The organism is Streptosporangium lutulentum (genome assembly GCF_030811455.1).
GTDB classification, from domain to species: Bacteria; Actinomycetota; Actinomycetes; order Streptosporangiales; family Streptosporangiaceae; genus Streptosporangium; species Streptosporangium lutulentum.
This window is the reverse complement of record NZ_JAUSQU010000001.1, coordinates 9,537,666-9,564,206: the sequence shown is the minus strand read 5'-3', so window position 1 is coordinate 9,564,206 and position 26,541 is coordinate 9,537,666. Positions and strand designations below refer to the sequence as shown.

The following is a 26,541-nucleotide window of genomic DNA, read 5'->3' as shown; positions in this document are numbered from 1 at the left end:
CCAGACCTGCGGCCGGTGGCCCTCGACCCGGGTCCGATGCCCGGCGGCCTCACATCCGGTGGACTGGATACATGATCGAATTCAGTCACGTCAGCAAGGTCTACAGGGGTGTGAGAGCGCTCGACGACGTGTCCTTCACCGTCGAGGCGGGAAGCGTCACGGGGTTCCTCGGACCCAACGGCGCCGGAAAGTCGACGGCTCTGCGCATCCTGACCGGGCTCTCCCGCGCCACCTCCGGTTCGGCCACCGTACTGGGCCGGCCGTACGCCGAACTGGACTGCCCCGGCTCCCAGGTCGGCACCCTGCTCGACGCCGGCGCCCAGCATCCCGGCCGCACCGGGCGGGAGATCCTGATCCTGGGCGCGATGACGCTCGGTCTGCCGAGATCGCGGGTCGACGAGGTCCTCGATCTGGTCGGGCTGACCGGCCGGGAGGCCAAGCGGACCTTCGGCGGCTACTCGCTCGGGATGAGGCAGCGGCTCGGCATCGGTCACGCGCTCCTCGGCCGGCCCAGGGCGCTCGTCCTGGACGAGCCCGCCAACGGCCTGGATCCCCAGGGCATCCGGTGGATGCGCGGGCTGCTCCGTGACCTCGCCGGCTCGGGGTGCGCGGTGCTGCTCAGCTCGCACCTGCTGCACGAGGTGGAGCAGGTCGCCGACCACATCGTGATGATCGGCCGTGGCCGCGTCCTCGCCCGGGGCACCGTCGACGAGCTCAGCCGGGGCCGGAGCCTCGAACAGACCTTCCTCGAACTGACCGCGAACGCCGATCGGAGTGCGGCATGACCACCACCCCCACGACCGGGAACACCGTGAACGACACCGGGGACCTCGGCTCGAAGGCCACGGACATCCACCGGCCCCGGACACCGATCCCGTTCCGCCGGCTCCTGGCGGTCGAGGCCCGCAAGCTCTTCGACACGCGCAACGGAAAGATCATTTTCGCGATCATGATCGTCCTGACCCTCGCGTCCGTCATCGGCCGCGGCGTCGCCTCCGGTCCGCATCTGCACACTTTGATCGGCACCGCGGGAATCGGATTCGGGACCCTGCTCCCCGTGCTCGGCATCCTCACGGTGACCGGCGAATGGAGCCACCGCACCGCCCTGACCACGTTCGCGCTCGAACCCCGGCGACTGCGGGTGCCGGCGGCCAAGTGCCTGTCACTGTTGATCACGACCGTGGCCGCCTGCCTGTTCGCGATACTGGTCGCGATACCGGTGACGGCCGTCGTCTCCGGTGTCCAGGATGTCCCGGCCACGTGGGAGGTCGAGCCTCTCGCCCTGCTGGGCTGGATCGCGACGGGCGTGCTCGTGGTCGCGGAGGGACTCGCCCTGGGCATGCTGCTCCTGAACGCGCCGGCCGCGATCGTGATCCTCCTGGTGACCCCCGTCGTGTGGAGCGCCGTCAGCGGGCTCGGTGCCACCGGCAAGGCCCTGGCCGGGTGGCTCGACCTGAACACCACCGCCAACCCCCTGATGGCCGGCGACATGACCGGTGGCGACGCCGCCCGGCTGGCCGTCTCGGCGATCGTCTGGATCGTCGTCCCGATGACGGCCGGCGCGGTGCGCGTGATCCGCAAGGAGGTGAACTGACCTGCCGGGTGGACCGCCGGTACGGCAGGCGACGACGTCCACGTCCGCCTCCGCGAACGTCGTGCGCGGGATGTCGACCTGGCACCGCTGGGCGATGACGTACCAGTTCTTCCGGCTCGTGCCGGCCCGGTACGGGCTGGGGGCCTGCCAGCACAGGGTTCCGGTCCACGAGGCGGCGAACGCCTCGGCGCCGGCCCCCGAGATCTGGATCAGGACCGATCGATAGGTGCCGGGCCGCTCACCGGGAACGGTCTCGGCCCGGCGGATCTCCAGGTTCTGCCGGGTGGCGTCGGCCTCCAGGCGGCGCAGCAGCCGGGCCAGCGCCCAGGCGCACTCCTGCGGGCCGCGCCCGGCCGACAGGAGCAGGTGGACGCTCACGACCGGCCTCGCCTGCGACGCCGGTCCCGTTGGGGCGCGGACCCGAGGTCGGGCGTCTTGTAGGTGACCAGGGGGATCGTGGTGGCCACGGGCGTGGCCAGGTCATGGTCGACGAGATCGGCGATCACCTGCTCGATGCGCTTGTAGGCCGTCGGCGCCTCCTCGAAGAGGAGCTGGCGGTCGCCGCACACCACCAGCGACCCCACCGGCGTACGGCGCAGCTCCTCGACCGTGTGCTTGACCCGGCCCCGGCGCAGGGCGTCCGCACGCGACATCTTGCGGCCCGCGCCGTGCGCGACGGAATGGCCGGCGTCCGGCCCGGCGTGGGCGGCCACGAGATAGGAAGGGGTGCCTCGCGTACCGGCGATGAGCACGTCGCGGCCGTCACCCGGCGCCGCTCCCTTGCGGTGCAGGTAGATCCCGTCACGGACCTCGACCAGGTTGTGGCACTGGTCGACGATCGGCTCGGTGGGCTCGGCCCCCAGCGCGTGGGCGACCCGGGCGGCCATCAGCCGCCGGTTGAGCGACCCCCAGCGTACGGCGTCGTCGTGCATCGCCAGGTAGGCGCCGGGATCGGGGGCGGGGCCCGCACCGTGGACCGCGGTGTGCGCCCGCAGGATCTGTTCGCCCAGCCCCCGGGAACCGCTGTGGACGATGAGCACCAGGTCGTCGGCGGCGAGTCCGAGACGGCTCGCGTGGTCCGGCTCGAAGACGGTCCCGATCCGCGCCAGCTCGACGAAGTGATTGCCCCGGCCGACCGTCCCGAGCCCCTCGGCGTGACCGGCGGGAATGTCGCCCTTCACCACGGCCCAGGCCGGGTCGTCGGCGTCCCGCTCGGGATCCAGCGCGCGATCGAGGTCGGGGAACCGGGCGGCCAGCTTCGCGGGTACGGCGCGCTTGAGCTTCATGGGGAACACGGCGATGCCGCACCCGATGTCGGAGCCCACCAGGAACGGGTACAGCACGGTCGACGCCATGGCGGCGCCGATGGGGGCGCCCTTGCCGGGGTGCAGGTCCGGCATGGCGGCGACGTGCGTCATGCCGTCGAGGGCGGCCACCTGGTGACACTGCGCGAGGGCGTCGGACTCGATCCAGCTTGTCGGGGAGGCGAACACGGTGACGGTGGCCGAACCCGTGGCCGAGGTGGACGGCAGCGGGGACTCCTGCCGGGAGTGGTGCTGAGACAAAGAGGTTCTCTTCCCTCAAAGGGGTGTGGGGCTGACCGCATCACGGCGCGAGTCGGCGCCGTGGCATCTCGGAGTGGCGGGGTGCTGTCCGTCAGATCATCATGGACACCACGTTCCCCGAGCCCGCCACGCGAGGCAACCGATTTTCGGCCGCGCGGGCCCGCATGCCTCTGACGTTCGCTCATGACCCCGGCCGCGCAGGCGCCGCCGGCCCACGCGGCCGGCCCCGGCGAGGCGGCGATTTGGCCGGTGCGTCGCACGACTCGCTAGGCTGAGACGCGATGAACCGTTTGACGACGTCACGAGGTGAGTTCGACCTCACCCGCTTCCCCGAGGATCCCCGCGACCCGCTTCGCGCCTGGGACGCCGCCGACGAATACCTGCTGCGGCACCTCGACGGGATCGACGGCGAACCGGCCGACCTGTCGGGCACCGTGGTCGTGCTGGGCGACCGGTGGGGCGCTCTGGTCACCGCGATCGCCGATCACGGCCCCGTGCAGATCACCGACTCCTTCCTCGGCCAGGAGGCGACCCGGACGAACCTGAGGCGCAACGGGATCGCCGCGGACGCGGTGCGACTCCGCACGACCAGGGACACACCACCGGACCGGATCGACGTGCTGCTGATCCGGGTGCCCAAGAGCCTCGCGCTCCTTGAGGATCAGCTTCACCACCTCGCACCCCACGTGCACGCGGGCACCGTGGTCGTCGGCGCGGGGATGGTCACCGAGATCCACACCTCGACGCTGAAGCTGTTCGAACGGATCCTCGGGCCGACCAGGACCTCGCTGGCGGCGAAGAAGGCACGGCTCATCCTCTGCTCACCGGATCCTCGGCTCGCGCCGGGCGCCAGCCCGTGGCCGCGAAGCTACGCGCTGCCCACCGGCGTCGGAGCGGTCTCGGGCCTGACCGTCACCAACCACGCGGGCATCTTCTGCGCCGACCGCCTCGACGTCGGCACCCGCTTCTTCCTCCGGAACCTGCCGCCGCGCCGTGGTCGCGAGCACATCGTGGACCTGGGCTGCGGCAACGGGGTGGTCGGGCTCGCCGCGGCGCTCTCCGACGGCGAGGCCAAGGTGACGTTCATCGACGAGTCCTACCAGGCACTGGCCTCGGCGGAGGCCACGTTCCGGGCGAACACGGACGAGGGCGCCACGGCGGAGTTCGTGGCGGCCGACGGCATGTCGGCCGTACCGGCGGGGACGGTGGACCTGGTCCTGAACAACCCCCCGTTCCACACGCACCGCGCGACGACCGACGTGACGGCCTGGCGCATGTTCAACGGCTCCCGCGCCGCACTGCGCCGCGGCGGCGAGCTGTGGGTGGTCGGCAACCGGCACCTCGGCTACCACGCGAAGCTGCGCCGGCTCTTCGGCAACTGCGAGGTCGCCGCGAGCGACCCGAAGTTCGTCGTCCTGCGAGCCGTCAAACGCTGAGGCGCCCACCCGAGGGGGCCGTGTGTGCGTGCGCCGGCGGCCATTAGTCTGGACTCGCCGCGACAGCCGCATGACGGAGGAAGGCCGATGGCCACCGGCCGTGTCGATATCGTCGAGCAGGGCCCACGCGGGCCCCGCCGGGTGGGAATGATCGTGCTGGTCGCTCTCGTGGCCGTGCCGCTCGTCGGGATTCTCGCCATCCGGGACACGAGCAGTCCCGTCCCCGCCGCCACCCCGGCGCCCACGCGCGACGCGATCGGCGGGACACCCGGCGCCGTCCGTCCACCGCCCGCGCGCGACACGATCAGCGTGACGCCCAACGCCGTCTATCCGGCGGCGGACGGGCCGGACGGCACCAAGGCGATGCGGGTCACGTTCCCCGACGGGTCGCGGGCGGAGATCACCTACCCCGCCGACCTGAACCTGGCCTCGCTGGGGGCACGGCCGTACGCGAGCGGCACCCTCGCCGGCGACGGGGAGGCGGACGGGTTCCGCTCCCTCACCGCCCCGCTGTACGGCGAGGCCGAGACCGCCGCCGGGCGTCCGATGATTCGCCGTCTCACCGGCAACGTCACGCTGTGGCCCGGCCCGCTCGGGGTGGACACCGCCGATTCGGTCCTGCTCTTCACCTTCGGCGACTGGCGGATCTCCCTGCTGGACGAGCATGCCCGGATGACCTTCGAACAGCGACTGGCGTGGGCGAAGAACCTCCACGGCACGCTCACCCCCGACGGTTTCCTCACCTTTTCGGCCGACGGCCCGCTGCGCCTCTCGCGACCCGGTGAGATCCGCGAGGGCGTGCTCGTCGGGCCGCAACTATGGCTCGGCGGCCTGAGCCGTCAGATGCTGGTGCTGGCCCCGATCCCCGACTGCGAACGGCAGGGCGTGGCGCGCGTCGTCCTCGACCCGCGCCACGCCATCTCGGGGAGCGGTTGCCGTGACGGCTTCTACCTGGCCGCGTCGGGCAGCCAGGACTTCGTACGGAGCGCGCTCAAGGATGTACGCGTCCGTCCTCTGTGACTGACAGTCCGTTTCCGAACCAGATTCTTGATCATGAGACGGGATCTCCCGGATCCCGGTACGAGGCTTGGCGGCCGGTTTATTCGGATGCGTACTCCCAAGGCTCCCGTCTAGGGTGCTGCGACATGCCGGTGCCTTCGTCAGCCACATCCTCCTATCCCCCGCTCAACCTGCAGGTTCACACTCCCCGCCTCACGTTGGCCGGGGCGAGTGACGAACTGCTTGAACGCCTTGTCCCTGTGGTTCGCAAGGGTGTCGCCGTCTCCGAGCCTTGGCCGTTCGACGACCCGATGTCCCTCTACAGGGAGAGCCCCGAACGAGAATGGGCTTGGCTGCGGGGGATCTGGGCCGGTCGGGCACGAGTGAGCGAAGACTTCTGGCGGCTGTACTTTGTCGTCGTCGTAGATGGGGAGCCCGTCGGGATGCAGGATTTGATCGGCCTGAAATTCACGACGTTCGGCACGGTGGGCACCTTCTCCTGGCTGGATCCCGAGGTGCGTGGCCGCGGACTGGGCAAGGAGATCCGCCAGGCCGTGCTGCACCTGGCCTTCGAGGGCTTCGAAGCACGGGAGGCCTCCAGTGAGGCGTTCCACGACAACCTCGCCTCGAACCGTGTCTCGGAGTCCCTGGGCTATGAGCCGAACGGCGCCACTTGGGATACTCGTCGAGGTGAGGCCGCGGCCATGAATCGGTGGAGGCTTACCAGGGAGCGCTGGGCGGCGACGCGCCGTGACGATATCGAGCTCATCGGCGTGGCCGGGTGTCGGCCGGTGCTCGGAATCGGCGTCGGCTTCGGTTCCTGAGGCGGGCGGAACGCCGCGTGCTCATGGATCAGCCCGTTGAAGATCCGTTTGGCGGCGCGCCGCCGCTTCCCGGACGCGTCCGGATCCGCCCGGGGCATCTCGGCGATCACCGTTTTGCAGGGGTCCAGCCGGGTCACGAGATACCTACTTTTGCGATAGTTGCGCATTGTTTTTCGTCCCGTAGCGTCCCCACCAGTGATCCCGACCGTGCAAGGAAGGACCGGCATGGCCGACGAGGTGGCGCGACGGGTTTTCCAGACGGTCGACTCGTTCGACCCCGACGAGTTCGTGCGGCTGCTGGCCGAGGATGCCACGTTGGTGTTCGGCAACGCCGAGCCGATGGCGGGACGTGAGGCCGTCGCCGCCGGGTTGCGGGCGTTCTACTCCACCATCGGCGGCCTGCGGCACCGGATCGTCAGGACCTGGCAGGTGGAGGCCGACACCATCGCCGAGACCGAGGTGACCTACCGGCGGCTCGACGGCAAGGATGTCAGCGCCGTGGCCGTATCGATCTGGCGCACCCGCGACGACGGCCTGATCTCGGACTACCGCATATTCGTCGACCTCGCACCCGTCTACCTGGTCTAGGGATCCGGCGAGACCGCATCCACGGGCACGGCGCCTGTCTTCTCTCATCCGGGAGGCACAGCCGCCCGTCAGCGTCCGCCACCGCCGAGGTGGAAACCGGCGATACGGGGATCCCGGGTCGGCCCAGGAAGCCCGGGTTCACGGCTTCCTCGACGAGAGACGCGATCACGGCCAAGCGCACCAAGAAAACCGAATTCACATGCCAACCTGCACCACAGGCCAGCCGTCTCACATTCGCCCCATATGTCACACATGCTAAGGATTCACCGGTGCGCTTTCTCCCCCTGGCCCTGTCCGCTGCCGCGTTGGCCGTGGCGCTCGTCCCCGTTGCGCCGGCGCAGGCCGCCGCGCTCCCCGCGATCCAGCTCGTGAAGATCTACTACAACTCACCCGGATCACCGGACAACGGGGCGAACGGCAGCCTGAACGGCGAGTGGGCGCAGATCAAGAACACCACCCGGAAGGCGGTCAGTCTCAAGGGCTGGACCCTCCGCGACAAGACCCGCGCCGCGGACCACGTCTACACCTTCGGCGCCTTCACCCTCGGGGCCGGGAAGACGGTCACCGTACGGACCGGCAAGGGCAAGGACACCGCCACCACCCGCTACTGGGGCAGGAGCGGGGGGACCTTCGCGTACATCTGGAACCAGGCCTCGGACACGGCGTACGTGAGGAACGCGTCCGGCAAGCTCATCGACTCCTGCTCGTACAACAGCTCCCGGGTCGAGTCGATCAACTGCGCGTAGCCGTACCTCGGATTCGCCCTGATCGCTTCGGGGCGTTCCCGCCGGTCGATGACGGCGGTCAGGGTCAGGGCCGAACCCCTGACCCTCCGCTTCTCAGGCAGACCGATCACCCTGGTCGACCGCCGGACCCCGTGGCCGGAGTGCCGTGCCGGGTTCGTCCGCCGCGTGACCTCGCCGCGGACGATGATCCGCCTCGGGGCCGGCGACCTGTCTAGGTGAGGAGCGTGTAGTCCTCCAGGGTCGTGGGCCAGAGGGCGTCGTGGCCCGCCATGGCCTCCGGCTCGTACGTGTGCAACTCCACGATGAGGTCCTCGGCGCACCAGTAGGACGCGTCGCTGTGCGCGTCCTGGTCGTCGCACCACAGCCTGCGCTCCCGGTGGATCACGTACGTGAAGTAGGCGTACGACTCGACGCCGCGGTGGGCGACGCGGGCGGTCTCCAGCCCTTCGTCCACCTCGTAGACCAGACCGGTCCGGCCGTCGAGGAAAAGGTGCCAGGTCTGCAGCCAGTCGAGCCTGAACAGCGCGTCGAGGTGGCCGGGCAGACCCTCGCAGGCACGCAGCTCGTCCACGGCGTCGGACGACTCGGCCAGGGACACGACGAAGCGGCGGTCCTCGCCGGTCCAGTCGTCCACGTGCACGCCGTCCACGGGCAGGCCCACCTCGGTCAGGAAACGGCGGGTGGGGCCGTGCGTGAGCGCGGGGTGGAGCTCGTCGTCGTGCGGCCGGACGACGCCGGCGGGACCGTACAGGCCTTCCAGCAGCTCGCGCGTGACCCTGGTCCGAGGGCGGCGGAGCGGGAGCGGGGTGATCGCCTCATGGCCGCCGGCCAGGCGCTCGTGGCGGGCCAGGTGGCGGATGACGTACCCGGGCGGGGACAGTTCGGCCGCGACCGGCCAGCCGCGCATGACGGCGGCCAGCTCGCCGTGCGCCGCCGCGGGAAGGGCGACGGCCTCGGCCAGGGAGGGCAGGCCGATGGCGTACGCGGGCAGGCCGGGCTCGGCCAGGGGCAGCCGGGCCGCGGCCTCCGCGACACCGCGGGCGGCGGCCTCCGGGTCGTCGCGGAGCCGGCCGCAGTGCAGCAACCGCCAGGTGTACGGGCCGATCGGGGCGAAGGTGAGGGCGAGCGTGCCGGCGGCGGCGCGGGCGTCCGGCGACAGGCCGTCCAGCCAGGCACGCGCCACCCGCACGTCCATCGGCGAATCCGGGCCCGGATCCGCGCCCTCCGCTCGGGCGGCGAGGGCGGCGACACCCGGCGAGGGGTAGACCTGGCCGGCGGTGAACGGGGACCGCTCCACCCGCTCGGCGGCGTACCAGGCGGTGAAGGCGTCGCGGTCGGTGGCACGCGGATCGTCCAGGTCCAGGACGAACACCGGCACGTCGAGGTCGGCCACGGCTGTGGGGTGACGGCGCTCCACGAGCAGCCGGACGTGCGGGTCGGCGGCCAGGGGAAGGACGAGCTCGGCGAGCATACGTCCGGGGTCGGCACTTGTGTGGAGGTCGGCCAGCGTGATGAGCACGGGCCGGTCGAGGGCGGCCAGGTCGCCGCCGCCGAGCTTGAGTTGTTCGGCCACCTCGCCCACGGCCTCCTCGACGTCCATCCCCCGCAGCCAGACGGCCGCCTCGGAGCGGCCGTAGCCCGACCAGCCCCAGACGCTTGAGCCGCTGAACCAGGCCAGCAGCCGGGTCTTGCCCGAGGCGGGCGAGCCGGCGACGACGCAGATCCGCGGCCCGTAGGGGTCCTCCCTCCAGCGCAGCAGGGCATCCGCGGCGGGCGCGCGGCCGGCGGTGGGCTCGTCGCGGATACCGTGCTCGGGGCGCGCCTCCACCCAGGCGGGCAGCACGCCGGCCAGGTAGCCGGGGACCGCGGGCGGGTCTCCGAGCAGTTGCCGGGCGAACGCCACGGTGGCCGCGTGATACTCGGGGATCCGCGCCGCGGTCTCGGCCCACTCCTCCCGTACCTCGGTCACGCAGGGCCGGTCTTTGTGCCGGATCAGGCACATGGGGTCGCCGTCGTGCTCTTCGGCGAGGTCGCGCAGGTGCTCGAAGAACGTGTCCTGGATCTTCCGCAGCAGGCCGACGTGGTCGCGCAAATCCTGCGCCCCGGAGCGCTCACCGAATTCGGCCAGCACCCCGTCGAAGTGGCCGAGCCGGGTGTCCGGCCAGGGCAGGCCGACGGTCTGGAACGCGACGCGGAGAGGGGAAGGGAGGTCACGGGGCGTTTCCATAGTGCCAACGAGCCTATAGCAGGGCAATCGGTATGCGATCTTGGCGGACGCCGGGGGTGGCCGGTTCCACGGAGTCAGGCGATCGAGGTCAGTCCTCGCGTGGAACGGACGTCGGCGCTACTGCCAGGGAATGTGAGGGCTCGGTGAGGTGACGGACCCTCAGCAGCGGTACGGCCGCGGCGAGCAGACCGGCCGTGCCCAGCACGAGGACCGGCAGCACGGCCAGGGAACCGGCCTCGGCGAAGAGCCCGAGGTCGGTCAGGAAAGCGGGGAGCTGTTCCAGAACCCCTCCGGCGGCTCCCGCCAGTCCGGCGAACAGGGCCAGCGTGCCGCCGGTACGGCCCAGCAACCGGCCGGGCGTGATCACCTGGCGGTGGCTGAGCAGGGCGAGCGCGGTGGCCGCCCATCCGGCCCAGGGGACGAACGAGCCGAGCAGGTACCAGATCAGGCCCCAGGCCGTGTCGGTCAGGGCGAGCAGGAGCGTGAACGGCTGGGTCACCAGGATGGCCAGCCACGCCAACCGGAAGGTACCGAGCCGCCGGTACAGCAGTGCGGCCGCCAGCACCCCGGCCACGGGCGCCGTGTAGATCACCGTTTGTACCAGCTCGATGAGGCCGTCGTAGGATCCGTCCTCACGGAGCGGAACTCCGGTCGCCTCATCGATCATCGGCTCCAGCAGCACCGATGCCGTCAGATACACGGTGATCGCCCTGAGCACCGGGTGGGTCAGGGTGAAGCGCACCCCCTCGGCCGCCTCCCGCCACCATCTCGTCCGTGGTCCCGGTGGCTCCTCGGGTGCGTCGATGCCGCGAAACAACAGCGCCGAGGCGGCGAACGCCACGGCCGCGACGGACAGGACGACCGACACCACCTCTTCGGAAAAGCGGCCGAGCAGCAGCCGAACGACGAGAGAACCGATCGACGCCACGCCGACCAGCGCGGCGTTCATCAGAACCAGCCGGTCCCGTCCGACGACGTCCGGCAGGTATGCCTCCTGTGCCCCCACCCCTGCGGCCTGCAGGACGGTCAGAGCCACCACCATCACCACGAAGTGCGGCAGGGTGATCACCTGCAGCCAGGCGGCGAGCGCGACGGAGCCGAGCAGCCCGGCGCTCAGCAGACCCGTCGCCACCAGCACCGACCTGCGCCGCGCCCGGTCGATCAACACGCCCAGTGGCAGTGCCAGCGACAATGCCAGTATGGTCCCGGCCATCTGCGCCAGGCCGATCTGGTTGAAGCTCATCTCCAGCAAGGTGACAGCGGACAGTAGAACCACAGCGCCCTGGACGTGCATGCCGGCCTGCCGGCTCACGCCTCCGGTCAGAAACAGCAGGAAGCGGTGCCGTCGCAGGCCGGGGGAGATCATCCCCGCATCCTTCACATGATCAACGAAAGCCGCAACCCGGTCGGCGGGCGTCGCCGAGCTTCTCCGGTTCCCGGCGGATGAGCACGACGCCGCCCCGGAGACGGCCACGTCGGTCCGGACGATCGCACGAATCCCGCCCCGCCGGAGAGCGGCCGTTCTTCAGCCGGCCGGAACGGGGCCGGCCGGAACGGCTAGCCGATGACGACCACCCGTGCCCATTCGGGCGGTGCGTCCGGCACGTAATCGGGATCGTCCTCGTCCCACGTTCGGGGTCCCCTCCCCCGAGGGAACAGCCCCACCACCGTCCGGCACGGTGGCCGCGCGGACGGCCAGGGGGTTTGACCGTCGGTCAGCATCACGATGACGTCTGGCCGCGGCCTTGCTCGCAGCGCCGTGGCGAAGCCCGTACGGAGATCCGTCCCACCGCCGCCCACCAGAGGGATTCCCTCGGCGCGGCACAGCGGGTGCACGACCCGGGCCGCCACATCGCACGACAGCACGCTGACCAGGTCGCGCCGACCGCCCAGGACGCGGACGATCGCGGCGACCTCGAGAAGCGCGCTACCCAGTTCGGCGTCGCTGACCGACCCGGAGGTGTCTATGACCACGGAGACCCGAGGCGGCCTGCGCCGCAGGCTCGGCAGGACGACGCCGGGGAGGCCTGCGGATCGCCGTGACGGCCGGCCGTAGATGTAGTCCTCACCCGCGCCCGGACCGGAGGCCGCCGAGCGGACCGCCGCGCCGAGCAGTTCCCGCCACGGCTGTGGCGGGTGAAACGCCTCCTCCACCCACCGCCGCCACCCATGCGGGACGTTCCCCGGGCGGGCGGTGATGCCTTCCGCCACCCGGAACCGAACCGCGTCTCGTTCCTGTGGGCTGAGCCCGTTCGCACCGTCCGGTCCGAGGTCCCACTCCCGTTCCAGCCCGTCGGCGCCACTGCCGCAGTCCAGCCAGACCAGACTTTGCGTGTACGGCCCAAGCCGGAACTGGCGCAGGTAGTCCTCCATGAGTTCCCCCTCGGGCAACCCGAGGATCCCCGGTTCGACGGCGCCCTCGGGCCGGGCCAGCCCGTCCCCGAACACGTCGTCGTTGATTTCGCAGTCCGCGGCGATGTTCATCCGCAGCCGGTCTCCCGGCCCGGTCAGTCCCCGCTCCACGGCGACCCGGTCGCTACGCCCGTGATGGTCGCGCAGCAGGTGGGAGACCTCGTGCACCCACACCCCTGCCAGCTCCTCCACGGGGGTCCGATCGACGAACGCCGGCGAAACGTAGCATCGCCAGTTCCGGTCCACGGCCATCGTCGGCACGAGTCGCGACTCCACCGTGTGCAGCGCGAACAGCGCCGTCGCCAGGTAGGGCCGAGCCCGTGCGGCGAGCAGCCGGGCGGTGAAGAGCTTCTCGAGGTCCAGGGTCCCCGCCGCACCGGGCGTCACCGGCTCGACCCCCCGGCGGCGACCCGCGCCGCGGCCTTGTCCGCCTGCCTGCCCAGGGCCACCACCCCGGCGAGCTTCTCGATCGACGCCGGAACATCCCACTCCGCGCGGCGCAGCGCGGCGAGTGTGGTCGCGGGTACGGCCACCAGGTCCGGGGCTCCGGTCTCCAACGCCCGGACCAGCAGTGCCCACGCCGCGTCCCAACGGGACTTCTCCGGCCGCTTCCGGACCGCCTCCACCACGCCGTCGAGCACGGCTTGGCGCAGGTCGCCCCGCTCCGGCAGGTCGGCCGCCGCCGGGTCGGCCAGCAGCGCCTCCGGATCGGGGAGGTCCATCCGGTCCAGGCCGGCCAGCAGTTCCAGCCCCGGACCGTCCCCCACCGTGCCCCGGACCAGCATGGACAGCACCTCCCGGGACGTGTTCGCCGCGGTGGCGAAGGCGATCAGACGCAGTGTCATCTCCCAGCTGCGGGGTGAGGGCCATGGGCCGCCCCGGCGGACGTCGTTGCCTGGCAGCCGATGCACAAGGGCCGGGCGGGCGGCGAGGAGCCCGCACACCGCACGTCGGGCGAACGTCACGGCCTCTGACAACCGATCCGGGTCGAGCCGCGGCAGCGACGCCCGCGGCCAGGTCCCGCCGAGGCCCCGCACCACGACCTCGTGGTCATGAACCCACTGCAGATGAACGAACCGGTTGGCCAGGGGCGCGCTCAGCTCCCAGCCGTCGGCCGCGGAGGACCGTGGATTGGCGGCCGCCACGATCCGGACTCCGGGGGGTAGTCGCAGGGCGCCGACCCGCCGCTCCAGCACGAGGCGGAGCAGAGCGGCCTGGACGGCCGGCGGCGCCGTGGACAGCTCGTCCAGGAAGAGCAGCCCTCGGCCCGCCCGAGCCAGGCGTACGGCCCAGTCAGGCGGGGCCATCGGGACGCCTTGCACCGCGGGGTCGTCACCGACCACGGGCAGGCCGGAGAAGTCGGACGGTTCGTGCACGCTGGCGATCACCGTGGTCAGCGGCAGGTCAAGGGCTACGGCGAGCTGCTCCAGGGCCGCGGTCTTGCCGATCCCCGGCTCTCCCCACAGCAGCACCGGCAGGTCTGCTGCCACGGCCAGGGTCAGCGCTTCCAACTGCGTATCGATGCGTGGCTCCGTGGCCGTGTCGTGGAGCAGGGCGAGCAGGTCGGCGGCGACGTCCAGCCGGGAGGAGTGAGCCGGGCCGGAGGGTGTGGCGGTGGAGGCGGACGAAGATGCGGGCAGGACGGATGCGGGCATTGGATCACCTCTGAGGTTTGGTTGAGCCGGGTCAGGCCGGGACAGGAACGCGATGAGGCAGGGCAAGGAGGATGAGGCCCGAAAATCAGCGGGACATCACGTGGCGCGGATGCGCGCGATTCTCGCTCGGACGGCGGTCAGACCGGGTAGCCGGGCCCTGTCCGAGCCCGGTCAGTCCGGCCCGGAACAGCCCATGGGCGATTCGCCGCAGCGCCGCCATCTCCAGTTCGTCCCGTAGGGCGCCCCTGGGCAGCGACGCCCCGGGGCCGAGGAGATCTTCAACGGCGACCAGAGCACCGGCGGCGTCGCCGTGGTCCAGGTGAGCGCGGACGTCGACGAGGCACTCCGGGTCTCGGTGTGCCTCGTCGATCACCCGCAGGCAGGGCAGCGGCGTGCCGGTCAGCGCGGCCAGCAACTTCTCGCGGCGGATCTCGGCCGGGTCGTGGTCCAGCGGGACGAGCACATCATTCACGAGACCGATCCGGTGCTGGGCGCCACGGCACTCGACCACGCGTTGGCGGGCTCCGCCTTCAGGGATCCGCGGGACGCCGGCCGGGAGACGGCCCGGCACAAGCGCCGACGCGACGAGCGGGTGCAGCCGGTCGGCCTCGATCAGCCCGGTGCGAAGCAACGCCAGGTCGGGTAGCACCCACGTCGCCGCGTCGGGCAGCACCGGCAGCGCGGACCCGCCACCCCCGCGAGGGGCCGCCGTCGTCCGCAGCGCAGGAAGTCCGGAGGTGGCCTCGTCCGCTGCCGGCTCCAGCACCAGTTGACGCCGCCCCCCGAGTCGGACGGCGACCGCACCACCGGCCCGCCCTTCCTCGCGGAGCAGTATCCACGCCTCGTCCGCCCACCGGTCCACGGCGCAGCCGCTCTCCAGCGGCACATCCGGGGTCGGAGCGGGACGGTCATCGGCGGGTGGCCGGTCCGCCCCGGAGCGGACCCGCAGCTCGTCGACCCTGCGGACGTCCCACAGGTGACGGTGCAGGTCGAGGCGGAAGCGCCGGTGAGGACGGGGATGCGGATGCGGACCGGCCCCGGACCGGGACCCGGCCCACAGAGCCAGGCTGATCCGCTGACCTGCATCCGCCCAAGCCGGCGGAGTCCGGGCCACAAGGTGCACCGCGCTGCCGCCTCCATGCGACGCCGGGTGGTATCGGGCCAGGGAGACGGTCAGGCCCGGGCGCAGCAGGCCGTTCGGTGCGATCCTCGGCATGTGCCAGCGCAGCAGGTCAGGAGCCAGATTACGGAGATCGGCCCGGATGCGGGCCGTGAGCTCTTGACCGTGGGAGTGAGCAGCGGATCGCAGATTCAGATCGATGTCGACGTGTGCCGCGGCACACGCTCCTGCCCAGTCTCCGGCGGTGCGGCGGGCGGTCGCAGACTCGATCATGGACGGCGGCACGGCGAACTTGCGCACGCGCAGCCAGAGGGAAAGACGGGAATCCTCGTTCACAGTCCAGGAGCGCATCAGCACTCACCTTGCGTGAACGGGGCCCCCAATCTGCTGGAGTAGGTATTCATCGTGATCAGCATATAACTCCTCGCACCGGATCCGCCATGCACGAACTGCCGGATTTCACCGCTGGTTTGCCGCCTTCAGCCTTCGCGGACTGATCCTTCTCAGACCTCACCCCCGCGGGCGGTGGCCGGGTGCCCGCTCCGGCCACCGCGCGACGAACCGGCAGCGGTTTCGCGTACGGCAAGCTCGAAACACGGCCTTCAGCGGGTTTCAGATCGGCGGAACGAGCCGCTTCACCTGGTCGCGGGCGAGGTCGTCGAGATCTGCCTGGAACAGCCCATTGTCGATGCCGGGCTTGCGGCCCATCAAGATCCGGACGTCCGCGGGTGGCCCGTCCTCCTGGGAGGTGGGGCTCGGCGGCAGCGCCGGTTGGGAGGTGCCCGGCCCCCACCGCCACGATCGGCTCAGCCCGATCTCGTTCGCCTCGAAGATCCGCACGCCGGTGCTGATCCTGCACGGTGAGGACGACACGAACGTGCCGCTCGGCCAGGCGACGTTCTTCCACCGCGCGCTGCGTCACTTCGGCGTCGAGCACGAGTTCGTCGTCTACCCGCGAGAAGGACACTCGTTCAGGGAACGCAATCACCGGATCGATCTACTTCGGCGTACCCGCGCATGGTTCGACCGATGGCTCGGCGACCCGGCATCAAATCAGAACCGGATCTGACCCGGCCGGCTCCCCCCGGGGAGCGGAAGGCGTCCAGAACGCGCCCGTGGCGGACCGGCCGGATCGCCCCGGGCGCGCTGGTGACCTGCCATCGGTGCCGGTGAACGGCCGGACACTCCCTGGGGGCAGCGACGTTCTCGCCGCCTCTCCAGGGGATGGCCGGTGGCCGGGTCAGAAGTAGTGGCTGCGGCCTCCGACGGGCCGTCCCATGCGCCCCATCAGCATCAGCACCAGTCCGATGACCAGAACGATGATTCCGATGGTCCACAGGATGGAGATACCGGTCAGGAATCCGATGATCAGAAGTATGGCTCCGATAACAATCATGATGACTGCCTGCTTTCGAAGAAGGTGAAGAGGGGGGTACTCCTGGCCCTACCCTGCGTACTCGCGATAAACAAGCGTGGGAAGGTCAAGAACGCAAACGGCGCTTACCGCCCCAAGACCGTCAGGGGATCGGCACCGGGAGAGCCGAGAGAAAAGCCCCGGCCGGCTCCTGCCGACCGCGCGGCACCGGCGCCGCCGTCCCGGCTGCGAGCCGCTGAGGGGCGAGCATCGGCCTCGTCGACCGGGCTCGAACCGGCGTCCACCCGGTCCCGAGCCGGGAGCTCTACCACTGAGCTACAACGAGGCCACGCTCATGATGTACGGCACTGCCGACCGGGCTCGAACCGGCGCCTACCTGGAGAAAGAGCCAGGCGTTCTACCACTGAACTACGACAGGCCGTGATCTTCATTCTCCTCGACATCGTCCGTGAGCGCCACAGAATTAATGATCCCGGATGGGCAGATCGCTGATGACCACCCCGGAGGCCAGTCCGTGGCGGACATCGGCGACCATCTCGCGTTTGACGTGCTGGCCGCTGAACGCCCCCGCCCGCCGGAGCAGGGCGGCCCAGACCGGGTCGGCGATGCTCACTCCGTGCACCAGCTCGGGCGTCGGCCGGAACACCGCCACCTCGCGCCTGGGCGCGGGCACGGTCCAGCCCGACCGCGCCGGGTCCAGCTTCGCCGCACGGCACGCCGCCTCGACATCGCCGCGAGCACAGACCGCGCTCCCGTCCAGGACCTCCCACGGCAGCGGCAACGCCGCCCACACCGCCGTGTTCGGATCGACGTCACCGCCGCTGCCCCTGTGCCAGCGGACCAGGTCGGCGGCCATCAGCCGCATCGCCTTACCCGGGCACGCGACGTCCAGCAGATCCAGTGCGTTCAGCGAGGCCAGGCAGGCCAGCCAGCCAGCGCGGGCCGCGTTGTAGGCGACCGCCAGGTTGTTCCAGGTGGTGGAGTCGTCACCACGCCTGACGATCATGGTTGTGCGTTCGGTGCTCGGGTTCCAGTGGCTGCGCAGCAGATCCGCGCTGTGCCGCATGACCGCCGACCACTGGCCCAGCAGCAGCCCCCGTTCCTGTTCGGTCAGACGTTCCAGGACGTCGGAAGTGGTTCGCACCTGCGCGATCATCCACCAGTCGCTGTCAGCCGTGCACCGGTCGAGCAGCACGGAGGCGATCTCGTCGAACGGGTTCTCCCGTCCCGACAGGCTGAACTCCCTGCGCAGCTTGCGCCGCGCGGTGTAGCACGCCGCGTTGACGTCCGCGGCGAACCGCTCCAGCGCGATGTCCGCCCCGAATCCGGTGACGCCCACCATGAGCAGGCGCCGCTTGTCGTGCTCGACGCCGAGCACGTCCGCCTTGGCGGCGAGCCTGCGCAACAGCCGGAAGCGGCGGTTGTACTGCCGCTTGGACACGTCCATACCCGCCGCCTCCCGGGCGTCCCGGTTCAGCCGGTCGGCCAGGAAGTCGGTGCGCTCGGGCGTCCAGCCGATCTCGCGCCCCATGGTCGCCGCGAACTCCAGCAGCGATTCCGGATCGTCGGGGTCGACCTCCACCGACCGTTCGAACAGCCGGGTGGCCGCCGCGACCTGCCGCGCTCCGCCGACCGGACGGGCGTAGTCGGTGGACATCGAGGAGAACCCGCCCTGCCGGCGCAAGGTGTACTTGGCCGCGCGCTCCAGCACCACACGTTCCCTCTGCGACAACCGCCCATCCAGTACCTGGAGCACCAGATCGGCGACGTCCTCGGGCCGGTACCGGCGGTCGAGCGAGGCGTGCAACTCGGTCATGATCTCTCGGCGGGGCGGTTGAATGCTGTCATCGCGGAACTTCACAAGGTCATCGTTCCGGGTGACCATGCTCCACTTCGACTGGATTATCCGGTCGCCGGCCGCAGAGCGTCCAGACCGGGATGAGGGCTCGCGAGAAAGAACCGGGGTGGAGACGACGGCTGACCCCGAAAGGCGACCATCAGGGGTGAACGTCCGAGCGACAGAGGATCACCTCAGCACGACGTCCACCATGCGTTCCACGAAGATCGTCTGGATGATCGTCGACTGGGGGTGTTCGACCTGGTCGAAGGAGTGATCGACCACCAGGTTCTCGGGGTGCACCATGTCCGGCACGGGCCCGGTCGGCTTCTCTACGACCTGAGGTTTCCAGCTCTCGGTGTGGTACTGATCGCGTTTGGATTCGTCCTGGCACGAATTCCCTCCGCCCGACGGGGTACGCAGGCCGAGAACAAGGGGGGAAGACCATGAGTGATCGACAAACGGCACCTGAGCTGATGAGACAGGACGATGTCGTGGACCTGCTCATCGCGCAGCACGCGCTGATTCGGGATCTGTTCGACGAGGTGGAGAAGGCCTCGGCCCAGGAACGGCCCGAGGCATTCCAGCGGCTGGTGCGGCTGCTGGCCGTACATGAGACGGCCGAAGAGGAGATCGTCCATCCCTACGCCCGTCTCAAGATCGACGGCGGTAAGGACGTGGTGGACGATCGGCTGGCCGAGGAGCACGAAGCCAAGCAACTGCTCATGGAGATGGACAAGGCCGGCGCCGGTGATCCGCAATTCCTGACGAACCTGACGGCGCTGCGGGCAGCGGTGATGGCCCATGCCAGAAGCGAGGAGCGCTACGAGTTCACCCAGCTGCGTGCCCACACCAGCGAGGCCGAGCGCCGGGCCATGGCGGTGGGAGTGAAGGCGGCCGAGGCGATGGCGCCGACCCACCCGCATCCGGGAGTGGAGTCGGCGACCGCGAACCTGCTCATGGGCACGCCCGTGGCGATCATGGACCGGGCTCGGGACGTGATCCGCCAGGCCATGGGCAAGAACGGTTGACCGGCCGGTCCTGCCCACCTGCGGCCCGCGCCCCTGCCGGGCGGCGCGGGCCGCACGCCTGGAAGCGCCCGGCGTCGGTGTTCACCCGTGACGGCGGCACCGTCGCCTGCACCTTCCGGACAACCGGCGCCCGCGTGTTTTCGGCTAACGGTGGGCGCGCAGGCTCGGCACCGGATGCGGACCCTCGGTCTCCAGCCGGTACTCCTCGCCGGACTTGGTGCGGTTCTCATCGATGATCAGCTCGCTCGGCGCCTTCTCCCCGCCGTGGATGGCCTCCTGCCACTGCTGGAACCGCTCGTGCATGTCCTTCACGTAGCCGGTGCCGATCGTGGTGACGTCGATCTCGGTGCCGAGCAGCTCTCGCAGGTAGCCCTTGTTCGGCTCGAAGGTCACCGGCGCCGGAAGCTGCGGGGCCACGACCTCCTCGGGCTCGCGGCCGTCGTGGCGGCGCATCAGATCGGCGGCGATGCGCAGATGCTCCAGCTCCATGTTCAGGTGCAGTTCCCAGATCGCCTTGACCTTCGGGTCGGACTCGGTCTGCATGAACGAGTGGTACAGGTAGCACTCGTTGTATTCATGGGTGACCAGCTGCTCCCACCAGGTCTCGCCCGGGTCGACCAGCGACTCGTAGTGCGTGACGTGCTCTTCCTCGATCAGCCCGATCTCCTGGTACAGCTGGCGGGCGATCGGCTCCATGTAGGTCGGGCCGACGTTCATGTAGAAGTTCATGGTCTGCTGCTCGGCCGCCATGATCGTCAGTGCGTGCAGCCGGGAGATCGGATCGACGACACTCTTGTCGTAGGGCTCGCGCACGTTGTCGATCGGGTGGCGGTGGTGCAGGTAGGTGGGCCGGCCCGGCATCACCTCGGTCAGATTGTCGACGATCTTCTCGGCCCTGCGGTGCTCGATCATCTCGTACAGGTTGGCGTAGCGGTACAGGTGATCGAAGTCCTCCAGGACCCCGAAGTGGTAGGCCTGTTTGAGGTAGGGGTCGGGCTCCATCCGGGCCACCCAGGCGGTCAGGTCGACCGCGACCTGCTCGTAGGCGATGGTGGTCTCCAGCACCGACGCCAGACCGGGCAGCAGCCAGTTGACCGCTTTTTGCTGCTGGGCCTCGATGTAGCGGACCTGGGCCAGCTGATGCTTGACCTCCATGTCCGGGCAGTGCCGGGCGAACTGATGGCTGAATAAGATCGCCTCGACCTCGATGCCGTTCATCGCGATGATCCGGCACCGCGTGTAGGGATCGGCATGGTCGGGATCGATCGGCAGGACGTTCAGCTCACGCCAGTTGCGCAGCTGCCGATCCAGCGGGATTCCCCGCTCCTGCAGTGGGTTGAAGGACATACCGTTCTCCTCAAAGCTGTGACCTGCATGGATAGGCTCGCGTACCCCTTTCCATGCGATCCAACCTGGCGCCATCTTCGCGCTCAAAACCCTTGGTCGGGTTACACCACTGCCGATGGATCTCGCTGAGTCATATTGTTCGGCATGCCCGTCGTGGCACTGGCAGCACCGAGACCAAGAGGCAGCCTGGGCGCGTTCCCATGGGTATTCACCGTGCTGTCGGGAATCTGATCACTGGTGCACGCCATTGGCCGTTCAGACGCGGCTCAGACTGGTGGAATGTCTCGTGCTTGCGGACAGCGGAGCAGGAACACCGGATGAATGGCGCTCACGGCGGCCCTGCCCTGCGGCACCCAATCGTGATCACCGACAGCATCTCGCCACTTCGAATAGCCGAAGTCCGCCTTTTACCTCATGCGGGTAAATCATGCGAAGTGAGACCAGCTCGATAGAGGGCGACGATGGCCTCGTCGGCGTCGTCGCGGTGGCGAGACTTGGATATGCGTCACGATCATCGTGTTATCGGGCCCCGACGTGACGATGAACCTTAGCCGTGGTCGTCGCGCCGCGCCCAGCTGCCGGCCTTCGCCAGGCCTCGAGCCAGCATGTAACCGACGGTCAGGAAGACGATGTATCGGATGGCCTGGTCGGCACCGAAGGGGTCGCCGGCAGCACCGCGCGTGTCGTCACCGACCACGAGAGCCGTGATCACAACCGCGACCACTGCGGCGATGTAGACCATGAATTCGGTTGTTTTGAAGGCCGGCCGGGTCTCTGTCTTCTGCCTGTCGTGAGATACCGCGGCCGAGCGGCCGAGTCCGGGATTTGCTGCAGCCTGAGGGTTATTCATATTATTTTTCGCCTTATCTCTTTTCGGGGTAGCGAGAATAGAATTATCCCACCTCGCACTCCGCTACCCTCCACATGACGGTCAAAACGCCCACGCTATTTAAGCTGCCGCAAATGCTTAAAAATTCCTTGGTGAACATTTGTCATCATTTGCGGGCAAGATTCTAATTTAGGGGAAGGGTGCGAACCCGGCGCCCTTTAGCCATTGATCAATGGCTGAAAGGCGCGCCAAGAAGCCCGTCTGCCGCGCCACGGCAACCAGCGTCTATGGGCCAAAAGCTGCGGTGACCAGGTCGAGGGCAACGTCAGCCAGCCCGCGGCGAATTTCAAGGGCGCCTTGGAACACTGACCGCTCACCACCGTCGAGCCGGCCCGCGAGCCAATGCCGTAGGCAAGGGCAGACGCCTCGTCAGCGACATCTCGACCTGCTCAGGTGGTAGACGCGGGTTGATGACGTGTGATCGTGTGAGGCGGTGTTGCTGTATGGCGCTGCCGTGCGGCACTCCCCAATGAACTATGGAACGTCAGACGCGACGATCCTCCGAGAACATGGAGAAACCAGCACAATCAGGTACTCACCTGCTGTACTCCGCTTTTCGTCGATCGCGCGGCGAACTGTGCGGAACATCCGAATCAGCTCTGGGAGCTTGGCCAAGACTTCCCTCAGTTGAGTGAGCACGAGGGTGAGGAAGCCGAAACCTGCGAGCACGAAGGGTGTCAGGGTGTTCCAGTTCACGAGGACACCTCCGCGCTCAACGTTCAGCTGTTGCGCTGGGTGCGGCGATCTCCTCGAGTTCCTTGACCACCTCGGCGACTTGCTCGGTGTCACCGTCTTCCTCGTACAGCCGTGCCGCCTCCGTCAACGCCTGGCGGGCCTCCTCGATGCGGTCCAGACGCCGCAACGCGGTGCCCAGCCTGCGCTGGGTAAGCCCCAAGGCCCAGGTAAGGGCGTAGGCAGCATGGTGGGGCAGCGCCCGCTGGTAAGCGTCGATCGCCTCCTCCCAGCGTTCGAGCGCGAGGTAAGTGGTGCCGAGTTGTCCCAGGGCGCTTCCGAGAGTCAAGTTGATGACGGCCGGGGAAGCGCCGTAGGCCGGGTCACTCAGCGTGGCCACCAGTGCAAGGTTGCACTTCAATGCCTCCTCGAACCGGCCCGCCACGCGCAGCGCGGCGACGTAGCGCGCCATGGCCGCGGGGTATCTCTGCAGGTCCCCGGCTTGCAGGAGGAGATCAGCGGCTCGCCGTCCGTAGTCCAGCTCACGCTCCATGTTCGCCGGATCACCCCCGAGGGCCCGGCTGGCATACAGCAGCGCGCATCCTTGCTGGCGTAGGTCGCCGACCTCACAGGCCAGCTCCAGCGCCCGCAACGCGGTCGCCTCCCCTTCCTCCCTACGACCTTCGCACACGGTCAGCACCTCGGACAGGTGGTTGAGAAGCACCGCCTCCTGCAGCCGGTCGCCCATGGCCCGCGCCGCATGGGAGGACAGCTCGAACACCTCGCGCCAGTGCTCCCACCGCTTCCAGATGTCGGCGAACCAGCCCAGGGACACGGCCACCTCGACCACCGCCGCGTGTTCTCCGCGCTGAGCCGCTGAGCGTAGTGCTTCCAGCCACGCCGTTTCCTCTGCCCGCAGCCAGTCACTCGCCTCCTGTTCGCTGTCGAGCGTGACCAGGGAACGCCACTCCGGCGGCGGTGCTCCGTAGTCGGAGTCGAACCAACGCCCGGCGACCACCGCGACCTCCAGCAGCCAGCTCTCCATCCGCCGGCGCGCCTCCTGCTGCGCCTCGATCGACTCTTCTTGTTCGAGTTGGGCGCGTGCGAACAGTCGAACCAGGTCGTGGAAGACGTAGCGGCCGGTGTACGGCGAGGTGAGCAGGCCCAGCTCGACCAGTGTCTCCAGCGCGTCCTCGGTCTCGAACAGGTCCGCCTTGGTAAGGACGGCGGCCACCGGTACCCCGAAGTCCGGCGCGGCCGCCAGCGCCAGCCGCCGGAAAGCGAGCCGCGCCGTCCCGGACAGCTGCTGGTACGACAAGGCGAAAGCGGTGGCGACCGCCAGGTCTCCGACTGCCAGCGCCTCCAGCCGTCGCTCCTCATCCTTCAAGCGGCCCGCCAGCTGGCTGATCGTCCAGCCTGGTTGGCTCTGCAGCCGGTTGCCGGCGATCCGCATCGCCAGCGGCAGATTCCCGCACAGCCGGGCCAGCTCGGCCACGCCGTCCGGATCGGCCTCGGTACGGTCCGCACCGACGATCGCTCGCAACAGCCCTGCCGACTCCCGGCTGGAGAGCTGGTCCAGCGGGATCTGCCGTACTCCCTCCAGGCCGGCCAGCGAACGCCGACTGGTGACGATCGTCATCCCCGGACCGCCGGACGGGAGGAGGGGACGCACCTGCGCCTCATCGATGGCGTTGTCCAGCACGATCAAGCAGCCGCGATCAGCCAGCAGCGCCCGGTAGAGCCCGGCCCGTTCCTCCTCATCGCTCGGAATGCGTTGCTCGTTCACGCCCAATGCCTTCAGCAGCCGCGACAGCACCGCTCCCGGGGCCAGCGGAACGCTGTCCATGCCGCGCAGGTCCACGTAGTAGCGGCCGTCGGGGAACGCCTCGGCCAGGTGCCTGGCGGCGTGCACGGCCAAGGCTGTCTTGCCGATCCCGCCGGTGCCGGAGATCGTGGCCACCACCGCGGCCTGTCCCGCTTCGGCCTGCTCGGCGAGCCGGCGCAGCAGCTCCAGTTCCCGCACCCGGCCGGTGAAGTCACCCGCCCCGCGCGGAAGTTCACACGCACCCGGCACCGGCCCGGCCGGCCTCGGTCGGCCCGTCCGCGCGGCCTCCACCAGCTCCGCCCGCTGCTCCTCACCCAGCCGCAACGCCTCGGCCAGCGCCTCCACCGTGCGCCGCTGCGGACCGCGGCTGACGCCGCGCTCCATGTTCCCGATGGCCCGCACACTCACGCCGGAGGTGTGTGACAGCTCCTCGATCGTCAACTGCGCCGCCTGCCGCAAACTCCGCAAACGCACACCGAATGAGCCGACCATCCGCACTCCCGAAACTGTGTCCGCTCCGACCACCGGGCGGCTCAGTCCTTACCCGCCCCGTGCGCCTGAGTGAATCGACCGAGCACCCATACCTTATGGTCGCCCGGAAGATCGTCATCCTCGACCACCGGCATGCCAGGCAGGTCGCCACCCTCCCTGCCAAAATGGACAGAGGTAGCAAGTAGGCATAAAACTCTGTATCGAGGGCGGGGAAGGAGACATCCCTTCGTGGAAGCAAGCAAGCTGGATCCGCAAATCCCTGACCCGCAGGTGCGTGAGCGGGCTGCGGTCCGCCGATACACCGCGGCCTACAAGGCCCGGATCCTGGCGGAGTACGACCAGCTCGACAAGGCCGGCAAGGGCGCGCTGATGCGCCGGGAAGGCCTGTACTCGTCGTTGATCTCCAGTTGGAAGACAGCCCGAGACCATGGCGCGAGCGAGGCTCTGGCCCGGCCGGTCGGCCGCCCCAAGGCCGATCCACGCGATAAGAAGATCGACACGCTGGAGGGCGAGGTTGAGCGGCTGCGCGCCGAACTCGACAAGACCCGCCAAGTGATCGAGGTGCAGGGAAAGCTCTTCGCGCTGCTGGATCAGTTCGCCACCGGCAGCGAGGCACCGACGGGCCGGGGCGAGCAGTGACCGAGATCATCGAAACCGCCCAAGCCGAGGCGATTGAGGAACTGACTCCGTTGCTTGGGCGGCGCAACGCGTGCGCGGCGGCCGGAGTGCCACAGGCCAACTGGTATCGCAAGAACCGCACCAGCCCCGCCCCGGACCGGCCGAGCATCCCGCGCACGCCGCACCCGGCCGCGCTCTCGCACGGTGAGCGCGAGCGCATCCGCACCGTGCTGAATGAGCGGTTCGCTGACGCGGCCCCGGCCACGGCGTACTTCACGCTGCTGGACGAGGGCACCTACCTGGCATCCGAATCCACCATGTACCGGATCCTGCGCGAACACGGCGAGGTCGGCCGCGATCGGCGCCGTCAGGCCACCCACCCGGCCAAGACCATCCCCGAGCTATTCGCCGACGCCCCGAACCGGGTGTGGGCCTGGGATATCACCAAGCTACGCGGCCCGCACAAGGGCATCTGGTACCACTTGTACACGATCATCGACATCTACAGCCGTTGCGTGGTCGGCTGGATGGTCGCCTCCCGCGAGTCGGCCGCGCTGGCCAAGCGGCTGATCGCTCAGACCATCATCAAGCAGAAGGTCAACCGTGACGCCCTGACCCTGCATGCCGACCGCGGCAGCTCGATGAAGTCCAAGACCGTCGCCGAGTTGCTCATCGACCTGGGCGTGGCCAAGTCGCATAGTCGCCCCAAGACATCCAACGACAACCCGCACATCGAGGCGAGCTTCAAAACGCTCAAGTACTGTCCGGCCTTCCCAGGCCGGTTCGGCTCGATCGAGGACGCCCGCGCCTTCTGCCAGGACTTTTACACCTGGTACAACCAGGAGCATTACCACTCCGGGATCGGCTACCACCACCCGGCTGACGCGCATTACGGTCGCGCTGCCGCCGTCCGAGACCGCCGCGCCCACGTCCTGGCCACCGCCCAAGCCGCCCACCCCGAACGCTTCGCCAGCGGCGGCGCCCCCACCCCTCCCAACCTGCCCGGCCCGACGTGGATCAACAAACCCAAACAGGACCAGACGGACGAGCAGAAGGACACACCAGAGAAGCCGACACAGAATTAGCCCAGCTCAACTGCCTTGATCAAATTGACAGGTTCCGCCACCGTGGCCATCGATCCGAACGAGGAGCCGTGCACGGAGAGGGCTCAATGCCTGGAGCGCGCGGGCAAACGGTCCGTGCTCGCCGGGAACGGCCCGCGTCGGCTGGCGTCGAGGGCGGCGAACCAGGCCTCGGCCACCCCTCTGAGCTGCCCAAATCCGGCAACC

At 69.4% G+C, this 26,541-nt stretch carries 26 protein-coding genes and 2 tRNA genes; 12 read left to right on the top strand and 16 right to left on the bottom strand.

Features of this window, described 5'->3' with window-relative positions:
* Nucleotides 1-71: 71 nt before the first annotated feature.
* The 3 genes from J2853_RS43130 (at nucleotide 72) to J2853_RS43120 (ending at nucleotide 1,820) form a co-directional block, all read left to right on the top strand.
* The gene (locus J2853_RS43130; RefSeq protein ID WP_307567491.1) at nucleotides 72-785 is read left to right on the top strand and encodes an ABC transporter ATP-binding protein; all 714 of its coding nucleotides are present in this window, start codon (nucleotides 72-74) and stop codon (nucleotides 783-785) included.
* Nucleotides 782-1,594: a hypothetical protein gene (locus tag J2853_RS43125; protein WP_307567490.1), complete on the top strand. Its 813-nt coding sequence runs from the start codon at nucleotides 782-784 to the stop codon at nucleotides 1,592-1,594. Before J2853_RS43130 ends, J2853_RS43125 begins: the two co-directional genes overlap by 4 nt.
* Nucleotides 1,595-1,664: 70 nt before the next feature.
* Nucleotides 1,665-1,820 carry a hypothetical protein gene (locus J2853_RS43120; protein ID WP_307567489.1) on the top strand — a complete coding sequence of 52 codons (156 nt, stop codon included), beginning with the start codon at nucleotides 1,665-1,667 and terminating at the stop codon, nucleotides 1,818-1,820.
* Nucleotides 1,821-1,968: 148 nt separating this feature from the next.
* On the opposite strand, the gene J2853_RS43115 is transcribed toward J2853_RS43120, so the two are convergent.
* A complete protein-coding gene (locus J2853_RS43115) occupies nucleotides 1,969-3,159 on the bottom strand; it encodes an RNA ligase RtcB family protein (RefSeq protein ID WP_307567487.1) in 1,191 nt (396 codons plus the stop codon).
* Between the two features lie 281 nt (nucleotides 3,160-3,440).
* Between J2853_RS43115 and J2853_RS43110 the strand changes: the two genes are divergently transcribed.
* The 5 genes from J2853_RS43110 (at nucleotide 3,441) to J2853_RS43090 (ending at nucleotide 7,752) form a co-directional block, all read left to right on the top strand.
* A complete protein-coding gene (locus tag J2853_RS43110) occupies nucleotides 3,441-4,595 on the top strand; it encodes a methyltransferase (RefSeq protein WP_307567485.1) in 1,155 nt (384 codons plus the stop codon).
* A gap of 87 nt (nucleotides 4,596-4,682) precedes the next feature.
* Complete coding sequence (locus tag J2853_RS43105) at nucleotides 4,683-5,615, top strand: hypothetical protein (RefSeq protein ID WP_307567483.1); 933 nt, start codon at nucleotides 4,683-4,685, stop codon at nucleotides 5,613-5,615.
* Nucleotides 5,616-5,740: 125 nt separating this feature from the next.
* Nucleotides 5,741-6,418: a GNAT family N-acetyltransferase gene (locus J2853_RS43100; protein WP_307569015.1), complete on the top strand. Its 678-nt coding sequence runs from the start codon at nucleotides 5,741-5,743 to the stop codon at nucleotides 6,416-6,418.
* 225 nt (nucleotides 6,419-6,643) lie between these two features.
* The gene (locus J2853_RS43095) at nucleotides 6,644-7,006 is read left to right on the top strand and encodes a nuclear transport factor 2 family protein (RefSeq protein WP_307567482.1); all 363 of its coding nucleotides are present in this window, start codon (nucleotides 6,644-6,646) and stop codon (nucleotides 7,004-7,006) included.
* Between the two features lie 269 nt (nucleotides 7,007-7,275).
* The gene (locus J2853_RS43090) at nucleotides 7,276-7,752 is read left to right on the top strand and encodes a lamin tail domain-containing protein (RefSeq protein ID WP_307567480.1); all 477 of its coding nucleotides are present in this window, start codon (nucleotides 7,276-7,278) and stop codon (nucleotides 7,750-7,752) included.
* A 211-nt stretch (nucleotides 7,753-7,963) separates the two neighbouring features.
* Here the strand turns inward: J2853_RS43090 and J2853_RS43085 are convergent, their stop codons facing one another.
* The 6 genes from J2853_RS43085 to J2853_RS43060 all read right to left on the bottom strand — a co-directional run bounded on the left by J2853_RS43085 (nucleotide 7,964) and on the right by J2853_RS43060 (nucleotide 16,006).
* Entirely contained in the window at nucleotides 7,964-9,979 is a 2,016-nt protein-coding gene (locus tag J2853_RS43085; protein WP_307567478.1) for an SUKH-4 family immunity protein, read from the bottom strand.
* A gap of 88 nt (nucleotides 9,980-10,067) precedes the next feature.
* The gene (locus J2853_RS43080) at nucleotides 10,068-11,345 is read right to left on the bottom strand and encodes an MFS transporter (RefSeq protein ID WP_307567477.1); all 1,278 of its coding nucleotides are present in this window, start codon (nucleotides 11,343-11,345) and stop codon (nucleotides 10,068-10,070) included.
* Nucleotides 11,346-11,536: 191 nt separating this feature from the next.
* On the bottom strand, nucleotides 11,537-12,778 hold the full coding sequence (locus J2853_RS43075; RefSeq protein ID WP_307567476.1) for a vWA domain-containing protein: 1,242 nt from the start codon (nucleotides 12,776-12,778) through the stop codon (nucleotides 11,537-11,539).
* The gene (locus tag J2853_RS43070) at nucleotides 12,775-14,046 is read right to left on the bottom strand and encodes an AAA family ATPase (protein ID WP_307567474.1); all 1,272 of its coding nucleotides are present in this window, start codon (nucleotides 14,044-14,046) and stop codon (nucleotides 12,775-12,777) included. The genes J2853_RS43075 and J2853_RS43070 overlap by 4 nt, the downstream gene beginning before the upstream one ends.
* An 85-nt stretch (nucleotides 14,047-14,131) precedes the next feature.
* Nucleotides 14,132-15,517, bottom strand: coding sequence for a hypothetical protein (locus J2853_RS43065; protein ID WP_307567473.1), 1,386 nt, complete (start codon nucleotides 15,515-15,517; stop codon nucleotides 14,132-14,134).
* A 261-nt stretch (nucleotides 15,518-15,778) separates the two neighbouring features.
* Entirely contained in the window at nucleotides 15,779-16,006 is a 228-nt protein-coding gene (locus J2853_RS43060) for a hypothetical protein (RefSeq protein WP_307569063.1), read from the bottom strand.
* Here J2853_RS43060 and J2853_RS43055 point away from each other — a divergent pair.
* Entirely contained in the window at nucleotides 15,915-16,235 is a 321-nt protein-coding gene (locus J2853_RS43055; protein ID WP_307569013.1) for an alpha/beta hydrolase family protein, read from the top strand. The two genes, J2853_RS43060 and J2853_RS43055, sit on opposite strands and share 92 nt — an antisense overlap.
* Nucleotides 16,236-16,406: 171 nt before the next feature.
* Here J2853_RS43055 and J2853_RS43050 read toward each other — a convergent pair whose 3' ends face one another.
* The 5 genes from J2853_RS43050 to J2853_RS43030 form a co-directional block, all read right to left on the bottom strand.
* Nucleotides 16,407-16,562, bottom strand: a complete 156-nt coding sequence (locus J2853_RS43050; RefSeq protein ID WP_307567471.1) for a DUF6131 family protein — start codon at nucleotides 16,560-16,562, stop codon at nucleotides 16,407-16,409.
* A gap of 232 nt (nucleotides 16,563-16,794) precedes the next feature.
* Nucleotides 16,795-16,866, bottom strand: a tRNA-Pro gene (locus tag J2853_RS43045).
* A 20-nt stretch (nucleotides 16,867-16,886) separates the two neighbouring features.
* Nucleotides 16,887-16,959 (bottom strand) — tRNA-OTHER (locus J2853_RS43040).
* A gap of 45 nt (nucleotides 16,960-17,004) precedes the next feature.
* Nucleotides 17,005-18,402: a hypothetical protein gene (locus J2853_RS43035; protein ID WP_307567469.1), complete on the bottom strand. Its 1,398-nt coding sequence runs from the start codon at nucleotides 18,400-18,402 to the stop codon at nucleotides 17,005-17,007.
* Between the two features lie 165 nt (nucleotides 18,403-18,567).
* Nucleotides 18,568-18,693: a hypothetical protein gene (locus tag J2853_RS43030; protein WP_307567467.1), complete on the bottom strand. Its 126-nt coding sequence runs from the start codon at nucleotides 18,691-18,693 to the stop codon at nucleotides 18,568-18,570.
* Between J2853_RS43030 and J2853_RS48065 the strand changes: the two genes are divergently transcribed.
* Together J2853_RS48065 and J2853_RS43025 are read left to right on the top strand one after the other, a co-directional pair.
* Nucleotides 18,631-18,828: a DUF2243 domain-containing protein gene (locus J2853_RS48065; protein ID WP_370879495.1), complete on the top strand. Its 198-nt coding sequence runs from the start codon at nucleotides 18,631-18,633 to the stop codon at nucleotides 18,826-18,828. The two genes, J2853_RS43030 and J2853_RS48065, sit on opposite strands and share 63 nt — an antisense overlap.
* Nucleotides 18,825-19,409 carry a hemerythrin domain-containing protein gene (locus J2853_RS43025; RefSeq protein ID WP_307567465.1) on the top strand — a complete coding sequence of 195 codons (585 nt, stop codon included), beginning with the start codon at nucleotides 18,825-18,827 and terminating at the stop codon, nucleotides 19,407-19,409. Before J2853_RS48065 ends, J2853_RS43025 begins: the two co-directional genes overlap by 4 nt.
* A gap of 144 nt (nucleotides 19,410-19,553) precedes the next feature.
* Here J2853_RS43025 and J2853_RS43020 read toward each other — a convergent pair whose 3' ends face one another.
* The 4 genes from J2853_RS43020 to J2853_RS43005 form a co-directional block, all read right to left on the bottom strand.
* Entirely contained in the window at nucleotides 19,554-20,756 is a 1,203-nt protein-coding gene (locus J2853_RS43020; protein ID WP_307567463.1) for a hypothetical protein, read from the bottom strand.
* A 547-nt stretch (nucleotides 20,757-21,303) separates the two neighbouring features.
* On the bottom strand, nucleotides 21,304-21,606 hold the full coding sequence (locus J2853_RS43015; protein WP_307567461.1) for a hypothetical protein: 303 nt from the start codon (nucleotides 21,604-21,606) through the stop codon (nucleotides 21,304-21,306).
* 513 nt (nucleotides 21,607-22,119) lie between these two features.
* Nucleotides 22,120-22,341: a hypothetical protein gene (locus J2853_RS43010; protein ID WP_307567459.1), complete on the bottom strand. Its 222-nt coding sequence runs from the start codon at nucleotides 22,339-22,341 to the stop codon at nucleotides 22,120-22,122.
* A 16-nt stretch (nucleotides 22,342-22,357) separates the two neighbouring features.
* Entirely contained in the window at nucleotides 22,358-24,610 is a 2,253-nt protein-coding gene (locus J2853_RS43005) for a helix-turn-helix domain-containing protein (RefSeq protein WP_307567457.1), read from the bottom strand.
* 252 nt (nucleotides 24,611-24,862) lie between these two features.
* On the opposite strand from J2853_RS43005, the gene J2853_RS43000 reads away from it, so the two are divergent.
* Nucleotides 24,863-26,337 (top strand): IS3 family transposase gene (locus tag J2853_RS43000; RefSeq protein WP_307567455.1). Its coding sequence is split into 2 segments (ribosomal slippage): nucleotides 24,863-25,202 and nucleotides 25,202-26,337, totalling 1,476 coding nucleotides; the frame shifts between segments, so codons are not numbered across the junction.
* The last annotated feature ends 204 nt before the right edge of the window (nucleotides 26,338-26,541 follow it).

Coding starts and splice junctions, on each gene's coding strand:
- J2853_RS43025 (WP_307567465.1), top strand. CDS start 18,825: ATGAGTGATCGACAAACGGCACCTGAGCTGATGAGACAGGACGATGTC.
- J2853_RS43105 (WP_307567483.1), top strand. CDS start 4,683: ATGGCCACCGGCCGTGTCGATATCGTCGAGCAGGGCCCACGCGGGCCC.
- J2853_RS43080 (WP_307567477.1), bottom strand. CDS start 11,345: ATGATCTCCCCCGGCCTGCGACGGCACCGCTTCCTGCTGTTTCTGACC.
- J2853_RS43015 (WP_307567461.1), bottom strand. CDS start 21,606: ATGAATAACCCTCAGGCTGCAGCAAATCCCGGACTCGGCCGCTCGGCC.
- J2853_RS43070 (WP_307567474.1), bottom strand. CDS start 14,046: ATGCCCGCATCCGTCCTGCCCGCATCTTCGTCCGCCTCCACCGCCACA.
- J2853_RS43130 (WP_307567491.1), top strand. CDS start 72: ATGATCGAATTCAGTCACGTCAGCAAGGTCTACAGGGGTGTGAGAGCG.
- J2853_RS43110 (WP_307567485.1), top strand. CDS start 3,441: ATGAACCGTTTGACGACGTCACGAGGTGAGTTCGACCTCACCCGCTTC.
- J2853_RS43120 (WP_307567489.1), top strand. CDS start 1,665: ATGTCGACCTGGCACCGCTGGGCGATGACGTACCAGTTCTTCCGGCTC.
- J2853_RS43100 (WP_307569015.1), top strand. CDS start 5,741: ATGCCGGTGCCTTCGTCAGCCACATCCTCCTATCCCCCGCTCAACCTG.
- J2853_RS43065 (WP_307567473.1), bottom strand. CDS start 15,517: ATGCGCTCCTGGACTGTGAACGAGGATTCCCGTCTTTCCCTCTGGCTG.
- J2853_RS43020 (WP_307567463.1), bottom strand. CDS start 20,756: ATGTCCTTCAACCCACTGCAGGAGCGGGGAATCCCGCTGGATCGGCAG.
- J2853_RS43085 (WP_307567478.1), bottom strand. CDS start 9,979: ATGGAAACGCCCCGTGACCTCCCTTCCCCTCTCCGCGTCGCGTTCCAG.
- J2853_RS43125 (WP_307567490.1), top strand. CDS start 782: ATGACCACCACCCCCACGACCGGGAACACCGTGAACGACACCGGGGAC.
- J2853_RS43050 (WP_307567471.1), bottom strand. CDS start 16,562: ATGATTGTTATCGGAGCCATACTTCTGATCATCGGATTCCTGACCGGT.
- J2853_RS43095 (WP_307567482.1), top strand. CDS start 6,644: ATGGCCGACGAGGTGGCGCGACGGGTTTTCCAGACGGTCGACTCGTTC.